The 17,103-nt window shown below is 59.7% G+C and carries 1 protein-coding gene (only partly in view); it reads right to left on the reverse strand.

The window, feature by feature from the left end; genetic code table 11:
• On the reverse strand, positions 1–17,103 hold the final stretch of the coding sequence (locus Enr13x_RS34395; RefSeq protein WP_145391409.1) for a tandem-95 repeat protein. The gene runs 24,744 nt beyond the window's last position; the window shows 17,103 of its 41,847 coding nt (coding positions 24,745–41,847); its start codon lies beyond the right edge, outside the window; its stop codon occupies positions 1–3.

Here is a 17,103-nt window from a genome sequence, read left to right on the forward strand (position 1 = left end):
TCAACTGAATCCTAGTTTTGGACGTCGCTGTGGCGGCCCGTACGGGTCGGACCAGAGCACGTCGGCGAGTTCTTTCCAGCCGTCGTCTCGCGATCCGAACACCGAGTCGACCGTTGCGTGACGTCGTTCTTGTTCGTCTTCCTCGTCGTCCGATTTCGCCGGCCGCATCAAGGCCGAGAATGACAGCGATGTCAGGATGGCCAGGGAAACGCCGGCGCCGATCTGGGCCAGCGTTGCGTCGGCGGCGTCGGCCTGGGCCAAGAGTTCCGGATGGGCATACAACCCGCCGTCCCCGTTGTTCGGCACCCAGACAGGCGTTTCGGCGACAAAGCACTTGATGAACAGACTGCTGCCGAGATCGAAGACCATCGAAACGGCCGCACCGATCTCAAGCGTGGTCGCCAGGTCTCTGCCGGTCATCTGTCCATACGCGATACCTCCCACCGCACCGATCGCGCCGGGCGCCATCGCCTTCATCGCATAGCTCATGCTGCCGCTGCGAAGGAAGGCGGCGCGGCCGGTCATTGCCAATCCGCCGACAATCGTGCCCAGCGCCGTGCCGGCTCGATTGCCGTATTCGTAGTCCGCCAACAGCTGCGCCGGCGTGGTGGCATCGCTGTTCATCACCGCGATCGTCCCGCCGATGACTCCGAACGTCGCACCAAAGGGATTGAGCACCCCGTTGATCGCCCCTTCGAAGGCTTGATTGAAGGTGACCGACTCGCCCTTCATATTGGCACGGATGTAGACGTCCGTGACGCCGAAGGTTGCTCCTGCGAACAGGATCACCGCACCGGCGGATCCGAACGTCGCCACGGTGGCGACCGCCGACAAACCCGCCAGTGCCACCGTCGTCGCTTTGACGCCGAACAACGTGTTGTTCTGCATCCCGTCGAGCGCCGACGCCATGATCGAGTCGCCGATCTGATTGAATCCGTAGAAACTTAGATTCGCTCCGACGACGAACACGCCGACGTTGATCACGTCGCTGGCGAAATTGATCACGGCGATGCCGGCTTGAACCAGTCCCGCGCCGACGTCGTACACCGCGACCGCTGCGTCATACAGGATCGGCGCATTCTCCTTGACCCAGTCCACCATCGCCTCGGTCCGGTCAGCCATGTCCTGCGCCCAGTCATTGAGTGCTTCGATGACGACCGGGACCAGGGCATTGCCGTAGGTGTAAAGCCCGAATGAATCGTTGTGCACCAACACGAAGTGATCGGTGCCGGGCAGCCGCACGTGATAGTTGTGATGCTCGGCGACGCAGAAGTTGAACACGGGCACCGCTGGCGACGCATCGGGAGTGACCGCCGTGATGGTCAGCGGCACGCCTTCCGCGGTCAGCAGTTGGTCGCCGGATTGCAAGTCAGCGGCCAGTCTCCAGTCGCCGGAGTCTGCTTGATCGGAAACAACATAAAACGGGTGGCCGGCCGTCGTCGCGATCTTCGCGCCGTCGACGTGAATCTCCAGCAACGGTTGCGGCGCGTTGTGGTACGTTTCGGTCACATTGCCGTCGACGATGCCTCTCACGTGGGTCACTGGCGGGTGCTCCATCAGCAGCGTCGTGGAATTCGAAAGACGCTCCGCGGCGGAGGCAGCGAGGAGGTCTCCGCGGCTGTTGCTAACCTGCAAAGGGTGCATCGCCGCAGCGACTTGATCCCCGGCGCTGATCTGTTCGATCGGTTTTGCGGTACCGTCGGCCATCAAGACTTCCGTGCCCGCCGGGAAACAGTACTGTTCGATCGCGTTGGTGCCGGCGTAGGTGTACTGTTGTTGGATCTGGCTGCCGGACATCAGGCTGCCGGCCGCGATCGATGCGATGCCGCTGGCTTGGGCGCCTCGGAAGGCGGCACCGGAAAGTGATCCCGTCGCGGCGCTGGCGTACGAGGAAATCGCCGCAGCGGCGACGGCGGCGAGCGCCTCGGTGCCGCCGGCGGTCGGCAGCGCCGGTGGTGCGCCCATGAACATGGGAACGCCCGTCGGTGAATAATCGAGCATCCCCGGCGTCGCGGTCACGCCGTTGGAGGTGTCGGTGGATTCGACCAACGCGTCGTAACGCCCATTGCCGGTGACGGTGATGTCGATGTCGCCGTCGATGTAGTTGCCGTCTTGGGTGACGACTTGATCGACCGCTTCGGTAAACGCCGTCGTCACGCCGCCGACCGTCCGCGTTCCCGTGACCGAACCGTCGACATCGGTCGAACGCGAAAAAACTCCCGTTTCCGCGTTGCTGGTTTCGGTTTCGGTAAAAGCATCTTCGCCGCTCAGGTCGACCGAGAAGACGCCGGAAGAATCATTGCCGGACTGCGTCAACGTGTAGGTGTCGGTCCCGGTCGTGGTGCTGGTCGCATCACCGGTCAGAGCCTGGACGTCGGTCGTCCTGTTGTAAGTCTTGGTTCCGCTGCCCCGGGTGTCGGAATCGCCGGCGGCGCCGCGATCGATGATCTGTGAGAAGGAATACGTATCGGTGCCCGACGTGACGTGCTGGAAGATACCGGTCACGCTATTGCCGGTCGTCTCCGTCTCTGCGACATCGCTGGACGACGAATCAAAGTCGACGGTGCCCCCAGCGACAACGCCGTCTTGCGTCAACGTCGTTTGGATCGTCGAATCGACGTCCGCACTGACGGCACCCGTGACCAGGTTCCCACTGCCGGTCGAAGTCGACGTGGTGTCGACGGTGTTGACGGCGTCGTAGTCATACAATCCGTCGCTGGTCAACAGCGTCTGCGTCGTCGCGACGGACGATTCCGAATCCCCCGTGCCGGTGAAAAGTCCGCTGATTTGGTTTCCGGTCTGGGTGTCGGTCGACTCGCTCGAAGCCGTCTCGCTGATGGACAGAGTGGTGCCGTTGGCGTCGGTCAGCGTGCGAGACACCGAAGACGCCACCTCGGTGGTCGTCGACGAATTGAACGTCCCCACGACCGAGTTCCCCGCATCGGTCGAAGCCGATGTCATCTCGACGGTTGAATTGGCGGCGTACGTTTCACTGCGCGTGCCGGTTTCTTCCAACTCGGTCGTTCCTGATGTCGACGAGGTGGAGGAGTACACGCCGGTGATGGAATTGCTGGTCGACGACGAACTGCTGGCCCCGGTACGCGAGACCGTTTTTTCATCGCTGCCGTCGGCGTAGGTCGTGTCCTTGCTGTAGCTGTAGGACTCGGTGCCGGTGGACGTGCTGGTTGTTGCCGTCGTGATCTGGTTTCCCGAGGAAGACGACTCATTGGTCATCGAAGTGGTTTCGACCAGCGTGAACGAGCGGTCATCGATCGTTCCGGACTGATTGGTCGACGAACTGCTGGCGGTGTCGGTGCTGTCACTAAATGCACCCGTGATGCTGTTGCCGCTGCCCGACATTTCGATCGTCGACATCGAAGTTGACATCCCCGTGACGTTGCGATCGGTGTTGGTCTCGGAAAGGTCTTCGCTGGACGAAGAGGTCGTCGTCGTTGTGAAGGAATACAAACCGGTGATTTCATTACCGGTGCGCTCGGTGACGTCGCGAGAGCTTTGGCCGGTCTCACTGGAGGCGGATTGCGTTTGGTTTGTCGACGTCCCCGTCACGCTCGATGTCAGATCTTGGGTCACATTTTCGGTGAAGGATCCACTGGTGCGATTGCCGCTGCGAGTGCTCTCGGTTTCCGTGGTCGTCGTCGATACGGCGCTGGAAGATTGAGTTTGGTTGCCCGTTGACTGATTCGTCGTCACGGTTCGCGTCGAATCGATGGTGATGGAATAGGTATCGAATCGCGAGTTTCCGGTCTCGGTCGTCGTCGACGCGTCCGACTCGGTCTGGCTGGTTGTGGTCACCGTCAACGTCTGATTGGTTGACACTCCGGTGGCGGTCGCGTCGGATTCAGCGATGACGACGGTGGTGTAGTCGCCGGTGATGCTGTTGCCCGAGGAGGTGTTCTCGATGGTCGACGTCAGATCACGGTCCAACGTGCTCGTCGTCGTTTGGTTCGTCGTCGTTTCATCGAGTTCCGCCGTCGAACTTGATTCGCTGGTGGAACTGTAGACGCCCGTGATCGAGTTATCGCTCCCGCTGGCCGTCGTTGTCGAAACGGCGGTGTCGGTCAAATTGACCGTCATGGTTTGATTCGTATCGTTTTGCGTCGTCGCGGAAGAATCAGAACTGGACGAAGTGAAGGTCGACGCTGCGGTGATCGAATTTCCGGCAGTGGTGGACTGACTGGTTCCGCTGGACGCCACCGCGATGACGCTGGTCAACGTTTGGTTCGTCGTCGTTTCATTGTCCGATCGGCTGTACTCGGCGTCGACCGTTTCACTGAACGAACCGGTGACACTGTTGCCGGTACGCACCGTGGTGGATTCGGCGCTGCCGCTTCCCGAGACGACCAGTTCGAGGGATTGATTCGAACTCGTCTCGCTGTTCGAGTTAGACGACGTATTGACCGTGGTGCTGGTGTAAGCGCCTGTGATCGCATTGGACGTGCTGGTCGTGTCACTGATGTCGGAACTGGTGAAGGTTCCTTCGACTGAAACGATGGCTTGGTTGGTTTCGGTGGACGTCCCCGCGGTGGACGATTCGACACGGGCGGTGGTTTCATCCGTCCCAGCGACTGCGTTCCCTGTCGACGTCGAAGTGCTGGACGACGTGGTGCTGGACGTGTTGGACGCAACCAATTCGAGATAGGCGAAGGTTTCACTGAAGGTCGACGCCGACGATCCGGTAGCGTCTGACGTGTAATCGCCCAGGATGTGGTCTCCCGACGTGATGACGGTCGACGAGGATGAATCGGTCGTGGAATTAGTCGAATCCGGATCGATTTGATTCGACTCTTCACCCGTGCTGGATGACGTGTTCGTCACCGTGGACGTGTAGGTGCCGTCGATGCGGTTGCCCGATTCAACCGTGCGGGTTTCCGATTCGCTGTCGAAGGACGCATCCACAATCAAAACCTGGTTCACATCATGTTGGGTCCCCGATCCGTTCGACGTGGTGGTGGAATCGGAGGAATAGGCTCCGGTGATGGAGTTACCCGATTCGGTGGACGTCGTCTCCGAAGTCTCTGTCGACTCAGCGGTTGCCGTCAGCGTTTGGTTGACAGACGTGATGTCCGTTGCCAGTTCCACATTGCTGGTGGCGTTGGTGCTGAAGATACCCGTGATCGAATTCAAGATGGTTTCGGACGAGAACGAGCTGGTCGATTCACGGGATTCGCTCAGCGTTTCGGTTTGGACGTTACTGGTCGCGGTCACATTGCTGATCGACGAACCGGAATCGTTGGTCGTCGTCGCACCGGTGATGAAGTTCCCCGTCGAAATCGATGTCGATGTGCTCGAGAATTCATCGGTCACCACCGACGTGTAGCCTTGATTGGCGGATTCTTCGTTGCGAATCCCATTGATGACGGTCGTGGTCGTCGTGCTGCCGAATTCCCCCGTGAATTGATTGCTGGTCGCATCGGTGACGACACGAGAATCACCGCTGCCGGTGATTTCGACGGTGAGGGTCTGGTTGGTGTCCGTCTGGCTGGAAGTTTCGGTCGTCTCCGCCACGGTATGGCTGCTGCTGGTTCCGTTGACCGAGTTGCCCGTTCCGTTGACGGTCGTTGTTTTGATCTTCGTGTTGACCGAATCAATGGTCAGCGGTCCGTTGGTGTCGGTCGACGTGCGGGTTTCGGTTGAAAGGGTTTCCGAATGGTTGGTGTATCCACCCGCGATCGCATTGCCGCTGCCGCCGGAGGTAAAACTGCTATCGATGATCGTGACGTAACTGACCGAAAGGGATTTATTGGTATCGCTTCCGTCCAAACGCGACATTTGATGTCCGGAGTTGGTGTCCGTGTAATGACCGGTGATCGTGTTGGACGTTCTGCCGGCAACGGATCCAAAGGTCGACGTCTCGGTGACGGCGGCGTTGAGTGTGCCGTTGGTCACCGTTTCGGTGCGTTCACGCGACCCGGAATTCCGGGTCGTCGAACTGGAACTTCCGCTGATGGCGTTGGAGGTAAAGGTCTGCACCCGAGTCGTCATTTCAGAAATCGTCGCACCGACCGTTAGAGTCTGATTGACGATCGAATGCTCGACGGTGCTCGAACCGGTGACCGTATTGACGCCACCACTGGTGCCGACGACCGAGTTGCCCGAGGTCGAAACAGTCGACGATTGCATCTCTGTGGCGTCGAAGGTTTCGGTTCGGCCTCGGTTGGTTTCGATTTCGTCCGACGTGGTGGTCGTGTCGGTGCGTTCATCACGGGAGAAAGTCCCGGTGATGGTGTTGGAGGAGTGTTCGACGGCGACTTCGCTGATCGAGTTGGTGTTGTTGACCGATCGCAGTCCCTGATTGGTCATCACGGTCGTGCGTTGCGACCGCGCCATGGAATGGGAATCGTAATCGACGTCGCCTTCGATTCGATTTTCTTCACGCGTCGTCTCGGTCGATGTCAAATCGGTGATCGACACCTCGGTCCGCTGCATGCCGTTGGTGGCGAGATCGTTTTGCGTCACCGTCTCTTCGGAACTGGATTCGGTGACGATGTTGCCTCGGATCATGTTGCCCGACGCCATGCTCTGGGAGGTCGCGGTGTTGACCGACGACGAGGTCGAGGTGAGTGTCCCGTTGGTCACCGTTTCGGTGCGTTCGGCGGTGGACTCACTCGATTCGTTGCGACGGACCTGGCCCGACAGGTTGTTGCCTTCGGAGGTTCCCTGCGTCGTCGCGCTCGTGTCGACCGTGACTTCATTGCGCAAGGGCGGATTGGTGATCGTTTGCGTCGACTGGGATGTCGTTTCGGTGTCCCACGACTCGGTGTAATCTCCGATCACGCTATTGCCCGAACGAGTGGTCGTCGTGTCGAGCGTCGAATCCGTCGAACCCGACTCGCGATAGGTTTGGTTGGTGACCAGGGTGGTCGTGACGGCGTCCTGGGACGTCGTTTCGCTGCCGCTGTATTCTCCGGTGACCTGATTGCCGCTACTGTCGCTCGATGACGTCGCCTGGGTCGTGGACTCGGTGGAAACGGTGCGGGAATCGTTGGTGGACGTTTGCGAGACAAAGGTGTCGGCGGAGTTGGAACGCGTCTCGGAGAATTCGCCGGTATTGGCATTGCTGGAACGCTGGACGGTGGTCCTGCTGGTTGACGTGTTCTCCAGTGTGTTTTCTTGCGATTGATTGGTCGATTGGAGATCGACCTCTCGCTCGACAGTCGTCATTTGCATGCTGCTGATCTGACCGGTGACTCGGTTGACGGTCTGGTTTCCGGTTCCCATCGCGGTCGTCATGCTGGTACGGCTTTCTTCGAGCGTGTGGTTTTCTCGCGTGCCGCTTCCGTCGTCTCTGGAGCTGAACGTGCTTTCGATCGTAAATTCGCCGCTGTACCGATTCCCTTGTTCGGTTGAACGACGATCGGAAATCGACATCGATGATTCGCTGTCGGTCAGAGACTGATTAGTGTTTTCGGAATCGCTTGACGATTCGGTGTGTTCGTCCGACGTGCGATTGAGATCTCCGGTGATATTGTTTCCATCACTGGTCGACGTCGTTTCCGTTCTGGACATGCTGTCGGTGGTGGTCACACTGGACAAGTTCTCGCGGGTGGAATTCGATTCGCGGGTCACGGTCGACGACGACTGGTTGTCAAACACGCCGGTGATCGAATTGGCGTTTCCACTGGAACGGGAAGTGGATTGAACGGTGAATTCCCCACTCACGTTTTCAGACGCATCTGGTCCGTTGCTCGACTGGGAGGTGCTCTCGTCTGTACTGGACGCATTTTCGGTGGTCTGCGAATCGCCGCTGATGGAGTTCCCGCTCGACTCTGAATTCTGTTGTGATTCGGTGGTGGTTTGAACCGTTTTCGTGGACGTTTGATTCGTCACGGTCGAATCGGTTTTGGCATCGGTTTGGACGGACTGTTGATTTTCAAAATTCCCGACGATGCTATTCGTCGTGCCGCTGGAGAGGATGGTCGAGGAGGACTCGGAATGCGTGATCGACGTTTGGATCAGCAGCGTTTCGGTGATGTCCTGGGTTTCCTCGGACGTCGTCCGGGACTCCGAACTCATCTCGCTGGAGATCTGATTGCCTTCGGAAGACGACCGATCGGAGGTTTCCACCTCGACCTTGATCGTTTGTGTCAGTTCGCCGTTTTCGGTGACGACTTCCTTGGACGACTGGGAGGTTCCGCCGACCGATCGCGAGTAATCGCCGGTCAAACTGTTGAACTCGGAAGAGATCTGGTCGGTCCGTTCCGACTCCGTGTTGGTGGTGCTGGTTTTGGTTTGGTTGGTGAGCCGTTCCTCGGACTCGGAATACGTCGTCGTTTCTTCTGTCTTGGAGACGTTCCCGTCCTTGGAGTTTCCAGAGCCTTCAAACGTGGTTTCCGATTCAACGGTTTCATCGCTCTCGGTCGTCAGCGGTGCGTTGGTCATCGCACGCTCGGTGACAACCTTGGCGTAGCTGAATCCGTTGAACTCAAAGTCACCGGATTGCGAGTTGCCGCTTTTGCTGGAATCACCGTTGGATTCGGTGGTGGCGTCGGTGGTGCGGGTCAGCGACTGGTTGGTTTCCGAAACGTTGGTGGTGTCATTGGCGGTGTATTCCTCGCTGATTTCGAAATCGCCGCTCTTTTTGTTTCCCTCGGTTTGAACGTCGACCTCTCGCGTGCCTTCGGAGTCCGTGATCACCGTTGACGTTTGGTTGACGGTCCGATCACTGGTGGTGTATCCGGTGTGGCGGTTTTCTTGGTAGGTGTAGTCGCCTTCGTAGAAGTTGCCCGACTGGGTCACGGTGATGTTCGTCGTCGATTCATTGGTTGCATGGGACGAGAGTTCCTGATTGACCGTGTCCGAGGTGACGGACGATTCGGAGACACTGGTGGTATTAAAATTAAAGTCACCGCCTTCGTTGTCGCCGGTTCCTTCGAGCGTCGATTCACCGGAGGAGGTTGCGGTGGAATTTTTTGTCAACGTTTGATTGGTCTCGGTCGTCGTCGTGTCGGACGAAGAAACGGTGTTGCTGTTGATGGTGAACGATCCGGTCAGGCTGCCGGACTTGGACGTCGTCGTGTGCGACTCGCTGGTACCCGACGTGTTGATTTCTCGCGGGCTGTTGATTTGTTGCTGTTGAATGATGGACGTCGTGACGTCGCGTGTGATGGTGATGGAGTAGTCGTCATCGGAGACCATTCCGGTGGATCGGAATGACGATTCCGTTTCGGTCACGTGGACGAATTCGAACGATTGTCGACCGCCACGATGGTCGACCGATGAAGTGGTGTCGATGGTGTAGTCGCGGGTGACGTCGCCGGGGGCGCCGTACTCGCGCAGGATCTCGGTGGTTTCGCTACTTCCCTCGATGCGGAAATCGCCGACGAAAGCGGAGCCACCGCCGCCGATCAAACTGTCGATCTGTGATTGCAAGTCGCCGTCGATGAACCGCTCCCCGGTGGTGGTGTAGTCCGAAGTTTTGACGGTGGTCAGCGTCCAGTCGAATTCGCCGTTTTCAAAGGTCTTTTCGTCGACGAAGTAGCTGGTGGAATTGACTTCCGTTTCCGATTCTTCGGCGAACGAATTGGTTTCGATACATCCCTTGCCTTCGCTGGACCCGTCGAACCCGGTCTCATATTTTTCGACGACGAACGAATCGGGCGAGAAGGACACGGCATCCAGGGTTCCGCTGGCGAGCACTTTGCGGATATTGATCGATGAACCGCTGCCGGTTTCGCTGGCATTGGGTTCCCCCTGACCGTCGCTGCCTGCGGTGGCCAGACCGAACGAATAGACGAAGCCTCCGTAACCGACCGAAACCACGTCGAACTTCCCGGTCGATCGGTCCAGGGTGGCGCGTGTCGCCAGGCCGGCGGATCGGATTTCTTCGTCACTGGGCGGGCTGGCTTCGCAACTGGCGCCGCCACCGTCGCTTTCTTCCGGCTTGATCGGCGAGGCGAAACTTTGGATTTCGGGGGTGGTATCGTTTCCTTCGTCATCGACCAGGACCAGTTTCTCGATATCCTCTTCGTTGATGACATTGACGATGTTGGCCAGCGAAACGGCGACTCCACCGGTTTCATTTTTTGTGTCGGTGATTTGGACCGTGATCGCATAGGGGCCTTCACGGTCATAGATGTGTTCGGCGACGACTTCGAAGCTGAGCGGCAAATCATCCATCGCGACGATCTTTCCGTCACCGGTTTGTCCGTCACCGAAATCAATTTTGGCGACGAATTGGTCGGGAGTTGCCAACGGATCTCCGGCGACAAACCGGGCGACCGCCGCGCCGTCCTCACGTTTGAAAACTTCGTTTTCGCTTAGTTCACGTCCTTCAAAAGCGTAGATCAAATCACCCGTCGCACTGATCGGCGGATTGGCCCGCACGACCTTCTCGCCGTCGGTGAAGACGATCTGGCCCGAGTTGTTGATGATGTCAAAACCTTTGATCTCTGAAATCGCGCCGATGCCCGGCAGCGTTTCCCCGATGGTGACCACGCGGTTCAATCCGATGAACAACTGGGGATCGAGCGGACCGCTCTCGAATTTTCCGGGATAGAAGCTGACCGCGTGCAAGCTTTCTTTGCCGTCCGCCATCGCCATGAACGAAATGGTGAAGAACGGCGTGCCGGGTTCGTCACCGACTTTGGGGCCGTTGATTCCGATCGGCCCGGGCAGGATGGCTTCGATCGATCCCAAGTCTTCGCCCTCGAATTCGACTTCGTTTGCATCGACCGTTCCGTCGCCGGAAATGCCGACGACTTTGGACCACTCCCCGCTTGCCGCGTCGATCACATAGACGCCTTCACCGCCGGGGCCGTCACCGGCGACGGCGACGTAACCGGAATCACTGATTGCGGCTTGTTCACCGTAACTTGTGAATCCTCCGCCACCGGTTTGGTTCATGTCAAAATCAAGAATCTTGACATCGCCGCCTTCAGTGAAGACGCTGTGCCCGGTGTCGGCAATCATCGCATGTTTGACCGGCTGGTCGATCGGCAGCGCCTTGTACGGCTGGCGCCCTTCGTGGCCGTACGTCACCAGCTTCAACCCCGTGCTCGTTTCGCTGTTGTTCGTGTTGGCGACAAAGATGGATTGCCCGGCGTTGTTGACCGAGGCGGTATGTGGAAAGATTGTAACGAACGGTGTCACGTAGATCTGCGGCACCCAAATCGGCATCAATGACGTCGCCAGAGAAACGGCGTTGAGCGTGTCGAAATCAAAATTATCGGGATCCTGGAAGGCGTTCCAAACCGGGTTCACGGGTGTGAAATAGGCACTCGACCAAACGGGGTTGAGTGTCCAGATCCGCGGAACCAACATGAACTGGGCGGTGAGCGCGAATCCGATCGCACCGGGCAAAACGGCGCCGACGATTGACAGAAACTGGAAATCGATCATTTGTGGATTGCCCCAACGCAATCCAGCGTTGGCGATCCCCATGTCTCCGACACCGATCTGTTTCGGCGTGCCGTAGGCATCACCACCGAGCACACGTTCGCCGTTCCACAGCTCGGCATAGGTGAGTAAAACGTCGGTCAGCGTGATGATCGGCAAGCCCATGATCGGCATGCCCAACATGGCGATCGCATTGAGTTGCCGCTGGGCAAGGACGCGGTCGTCATCATTGATTTGAACCACGTGGCTGTAGAGCGCCGACGGGACTCCACCGGTGCCATTGTTCGGCGGCATGATCCCCGTCCCGCCCAATGACGACAGCCCCTGTTCTTCGCTCCAAATGTATAGATAGTCCTTGGACGAATTCGTGGATTGGAATGCGACGTTGCCCTTGTTGTTAATCGAAACACCGTCGCCGACATCACCAACTCCGCTGGCGACCAGATCAAAGCTGTAGTTGGACGGCCGCGCGCGTAGGATGACTTCCGCGACGCCTTCGCTGCTGGCCTCGGGCGGTGCCGCCGCCGGAGCGGCGAATGGAGCGGCGGGCGGCGGCGATTGCCCGTCGTCATCGGCCAGCGGGGCCGGCGGAGCGACTTCACGAACGGTGTAGCGGAACGTGTCAACGACATCGATTCCGTCGGCCTGCAATTGTGCGATCGTCGCGCTGACCGTCGGGTCATAGCTGAAACTGCCGTCGGCATAGACGATCACGCGGGCGCCATATTGGCTGAACCCGTCAAAGGAGGCTTCCAGGATGGTTCCGTTGCTGGCCGCATCGGGGTCGTAATCGTTGGCCAAAACGCCGTCCGACGCCGGGACTTCGATCTTTTGCGTCGCGACGGTCCAGAACCCTTGTTCGATCCCATCGGTCGTCGCGACCGGTGCGTCGTCGACTCCGATCACTTCGATTCGCACCGTCGCGATCGATTCGGCGCCGCGATCGTCCAGCACGACGTACTGGAACGTGTCGATCGTCGTGTCACCTTCGGCCAGTTCCGCGAACGCGCCCGCCGGGTCGTAGTCAAAGGTTCCGTCGGGGCGCAGGGTGACGCTCGCCCCGCCGGCGCTCAGCAGATCGGTGCGACTGGGGTCGATCACCAGCGGCGGTGGCGAATCGACATCGCTGTCATTGGCCAACAAACCGTTCGCCAGAGTCGTCGTCAGCAGACCATTTGCCGACAAACCGGTATAGAAGTCGTCGATCGCGGTCGGGGCATTGTTCAGTCCGGTGACCGTCATCGACACGATCGCGGTTGCCGAAGGATCAAATCCGTCGATGACACGGATCAAGAAACTGTCATCGGTCGAGGCTCCCGGAGCGAGCGACTCGATCGCAGCGGCGCCCGTGGCATCGTAGACAAAGGAGCCGTCGGCGGCGATCGTCACCGTCGCACCGCGCGTACTGGTCACCGTCTCTTCGACCATCGCCAACGGTCCGTCGCCGGGCAATTGATCCGAATCGGAAGCACCGCTGAGCAACGACTGGAACGATCCCGATACGATCTCGCCGTCTTCGGTGATCGTGAGCGACGCGTCAGCGGCCGAGGGCGGGACATTGATCGGGCTTTGCACCCACACTTGGGCGACGGCGGTATCGGTCGATCCGCTCGGGTCGCTGACCGTGTAGGTGATTTCATCCAGCAGGTGTTCGCCCGCCGGAAGCGAGTCGAACGCGGCGACACCGGTCGGATCGTAAACGAAGCGGCCGTCGACCATGCTGATCGCGGCGCCACGCGAGCTGGTCGCGGAAATCGACGGGACCGTCAAGACATCGTTGACGTCGGGGTCGAAATCGTTCCGCGTCAGGTCCGCGAAATCGATCGCAACCGGCACGCCGGCCCGGGTGTACAGCGTCGGTGTCAGCACGGACGGCACATCATCGACGCCGCTGGGACCTTGGTTCTCGCCGCTGATCGTCAAAAACACCGTTGCCGTGGCCAGCTGATTACCGCTATCGCGCAGCGAGTACGTGAAGCTGTCGGTGACGGTCTCGCCACTGCCGACGCCGGTAAAGACCGTGCCGGGATCAAACGTGAAACTTCCATCGGGAGAAACGCTGACCGAAGCCCCCCAACGCGAGCTCGAATCGTATCGCTCGACCAACGAGACGCCCGCCGAATCGTTGCCGCGCAAACCGTCGGCTGCAGCGACCGAAAGTGTTGTCGACGCGGAGACATCGTAATAATCCGTGACGGCAAAGACGCCGGATGATGTGGGTATCGGCAGCGCGATCTCGACCGATCGTGTCGCGGCGCCTTCGGATAGATCAGCGATCGTCGCGGACGCCACGCCCGGCGTCGGTGCGGTGTCGGCGGTAAAGCTGAAGGTCAACGAATCGCTGCCGGCCAATCCGTCGGTCAGCGGATCGACCGCTGAAAGCTCGATCGAATCACCACCGGGTGTATAGGCCGCGGTCCACGTCGGCGGAATCACGAAATCACTCGCCGTGACGTCGGTCGGAATCGGAATCGAGATCGCATCGACCCGCTGCGCCAGATCCGCCGCACCGGTCGCGGTGATGGCGTAGCGATAGGCGTTGCCGATCGGCGTCACGCCGGTCTGCAGGCCAGGTTGTCCGGCCGAGTCGCGGGTCCAAGTGACTTCGGTCGGTTCGCTCTGCCGTCCCTGTGAGTCGACGGCAGAAAAATACAGCACGTGATCTCCGTCGACAAACGGCGCCCCGTTGATCATTTCAAGATCGGTCGCGTCGAGCGTGAATTGACCGTTGGAAAGAGAACCGACCAGATCAACCACTCCGCGGGTGAACGTCGGATCGGTGCTGACGATCGCGCTGCTGATCGCGTTTTCGGCCCGCAGTTGTCCCCGGATCAGCGGCGGTGCCACGGCCCCCTGATCGGTCACGTCAAACGTAAACGTCGGTGGCAAGATGGCTCCGCGGGTGAACACAAAGGTCTGTTCGCTGACATTGCCGGCGGGGTCTTCGCTGGTCACCACAAACTCGTTTGCACCGACATCCAGATCGACGACGAAGAAGAACTGCCCGCCGCCATTGGCGATCGGCATCTCGTTCTGGCCGGTCATGGTGATGCGGCTTCCCGGTTCTGCCGTTCCGGCCAACGTGACTTGATCATCGGTCGTGTGGTTGTCGCGGACGCTGCTGCGGTGGAACGCCAGCATTTCCAGCGTGATGTCCGTCGGCGGTATCGCATCGATGCCCAGCACCAAGGGATCCGATGGTCCGGCCAGATTTCCCGCGGCGTCTTCGATCGTCGCAGTCACGTTGTACGTGCCCGAATCCAACGCGGGCATCGTGTACTGGGCCACTCCGGTGGACAGCACTTCGCCGACAAAGATCGAATCGACAAAGAACTTGACCAATGCGCCGCGTTCGGCGAACAGACGCACCGTCGGTTCGGTTTCGGCCGTCAAGTTATCGAACCTGTCGTGTCCGAGGTCGCTGGACGTCACTAGGTCCGGCGGCGTTTGGATCGGCGGACCGGTGCGGTCGAGGTCGAATTGCAACTCGGCGGTGGACGCGTTTCCGGCGGCATCGGTCGCCGTTAACGACAGCAGATGCCGTCCGTCGGGCAGGGCGCCGCCGAATAAGGCTTCCAATCGAGCCACGTCGATCGACAACAAGTCTTCGTTGAGTGCCGATGTGATCTCGATCGCCCGACGACCGTCCAACGATCCGAGCAACGAAACGATTTCCGACGCGTCGCGGATCGTTCCGCCGACCGTCGGATCTTGCGTCCGCGTATCGGTGTCACTGCGACCGGTGTCGTTGACCAGGTCGATGTCAAAGACTGGGCCATCCGCATCGACAAAGATCACATCCACGTCAACGGTGGCGGTATTGCCAGCCGGATCGGTCGCCAGAACCTGCAGGGCATTCAGGCCGGCGGAAAGCGTGACGCCTTCGATTTGGAATCGACCAAAGTCATTGGCGTCGGCAAAGTACGGCGTCCCGATCACTTCCAGTCGCGTTCCGGCTTCCGCGGCGCCGACCAACGTGACGGGGTTCGTCGTGGTGTGCAGCGAGCTTCCCAAGTCGACCCTTTGCTGCGCGGCCGAAAGAGCGACCGTGGGCGCGATAAATTCGTTATCAAACGTCACGAACCGCGGCGCGGTAAAGAAACTGATGTTGCCGGCCGCGTCGACGGATTGAGCGACGTAGCGATGTCGCCCGCGCTCGCTGGCGACGCTCAACATCACGTCCCCGCCCGCGGCGGCGTGATCCACTTCTTCACCATCGGCGAACAGAATGACCTCGGCATCCGCGGCATCCACATTTGTCGTGAATGTCAGCGTCGAACGATTGGTGAAACCGTCGCCGGCGATTCCGGAATCGCTGGCCGGATCGAGCACGAGCGGCGCCGGTGTATCCGGTCGGGTCGTATCAAGCGTGAACGAAAGTTCGGCGATGTCTGATGCGTGCCCCAGAATGTCGGTCGCCCGCATGCGAACACTGATCAGTCCGTCGCTGAGCCGACGACCTGCGATGGTTTCCAGAACGGATCGATCCAGGTTGAAGGCGTTGTCCCGCAGTGAACCGAGCGTATTGACAAACGGACCTCCGGCGACGCTGACTTGGAAGCTTGCGATACGACTGGCATCGTCCACCATCCCCGCGACCGTCGCGTCCTTCGTCAAGGCGTCGCTGTCCGATGCGCCGGTGTCATTTGCCAGTGCCAGTTGAATCTGCGGCGGCGACAAGTCGGGGGCGTCGTAGCGCTCCGCGACTTCGCGTTCGATCGGATTTCCGGCCAAGTCTTCGGCCAGCACGCGGAAACGGTTCAGGCCATCGCGCAGATTGATGTTGTCAAAGGTAAAACTTCCGTCGGCCGCCGAAACAGTTTCGCCGATGGCGGTCTGGGAATCCAACCCGCGATATAGAAACACGGTCGCGTCGGCTTCGGTCACGCCGCTGACACTCCCGGCATCCGAACCGACGGCCGGCAACGCAATCGCCGCCGTCAACGTATCCGGCGCGGTCGTGTCGATCAGCACGGTCAGCGGGTCACTGATCGAACTGACGTTGCCGGCCAGGTCCGTCATCGTGGCGGTGATCTGCCGGCTGCCTTCGGTCAGCCCGGATAACGTGATTTCGCTCTGTCCTTCGGGCAAACTGAAGTCGGCATGTGGAACCCCGTCGACGAAGACGTCCACGACAGCTTGCTCGGTGACGTCCAGCGTCAGGCCGAGCTTGGTTGCCCGTGTGATCGCATCGCTGTCGCTGCGTCCGAAATCGCTGGCCGGAGACAGCGTCAGGTCGGCCGGTGCAGCCGGCGCCGTTGTATCCGACACGAATGAGACGCTGCGCTCGGCGGAAGTGTTGTCGTAGACGTCGACGGCGACCAGCGAAAGCGTGATCTGTCCATCATCGATCGGGCCGCCGATCGCGGCGGCAATGTCCGTCGGCGAAAGCGCGAACGTCGATCCCGAGAGGAACCCGACCACATCCACCGGTCCGTACGAGCTGGCCGTGGACGTTTGTGATGAAACGACCTGCACGTTCAAGAACAGTCCTGCGATCGCGGATTCATCTTGGATCGCGCCGGACAGCGAGGCTTGTGAAGTCACTGCGTCGTTGAAGTACCGACCGGTATCGTCGGCGAGTGTCAGCGCGATCGACGGCGGATTGGACTCCAACCGGGGACGGAACACGTTGACGCTGCGTTGACGTGAATTCCCAAGTGCGTCGGCCGATGCGATGGTCAACGCGTTGGGGCCGAATCGCAGGGGAACGTTCGCGAGCAAGAATTGACCGGCGGCATCGGCCGT

It is taken from the genome of Stieleria neptunia, assembly GCF_007754155.1.
GTDB classification, from domain to species: domain Bacteria; phylum Planctomycetota; class Planctomycetia; order Pirellulales; family Pirellulaceae; genus Stieleria; species Stieleria neptunia.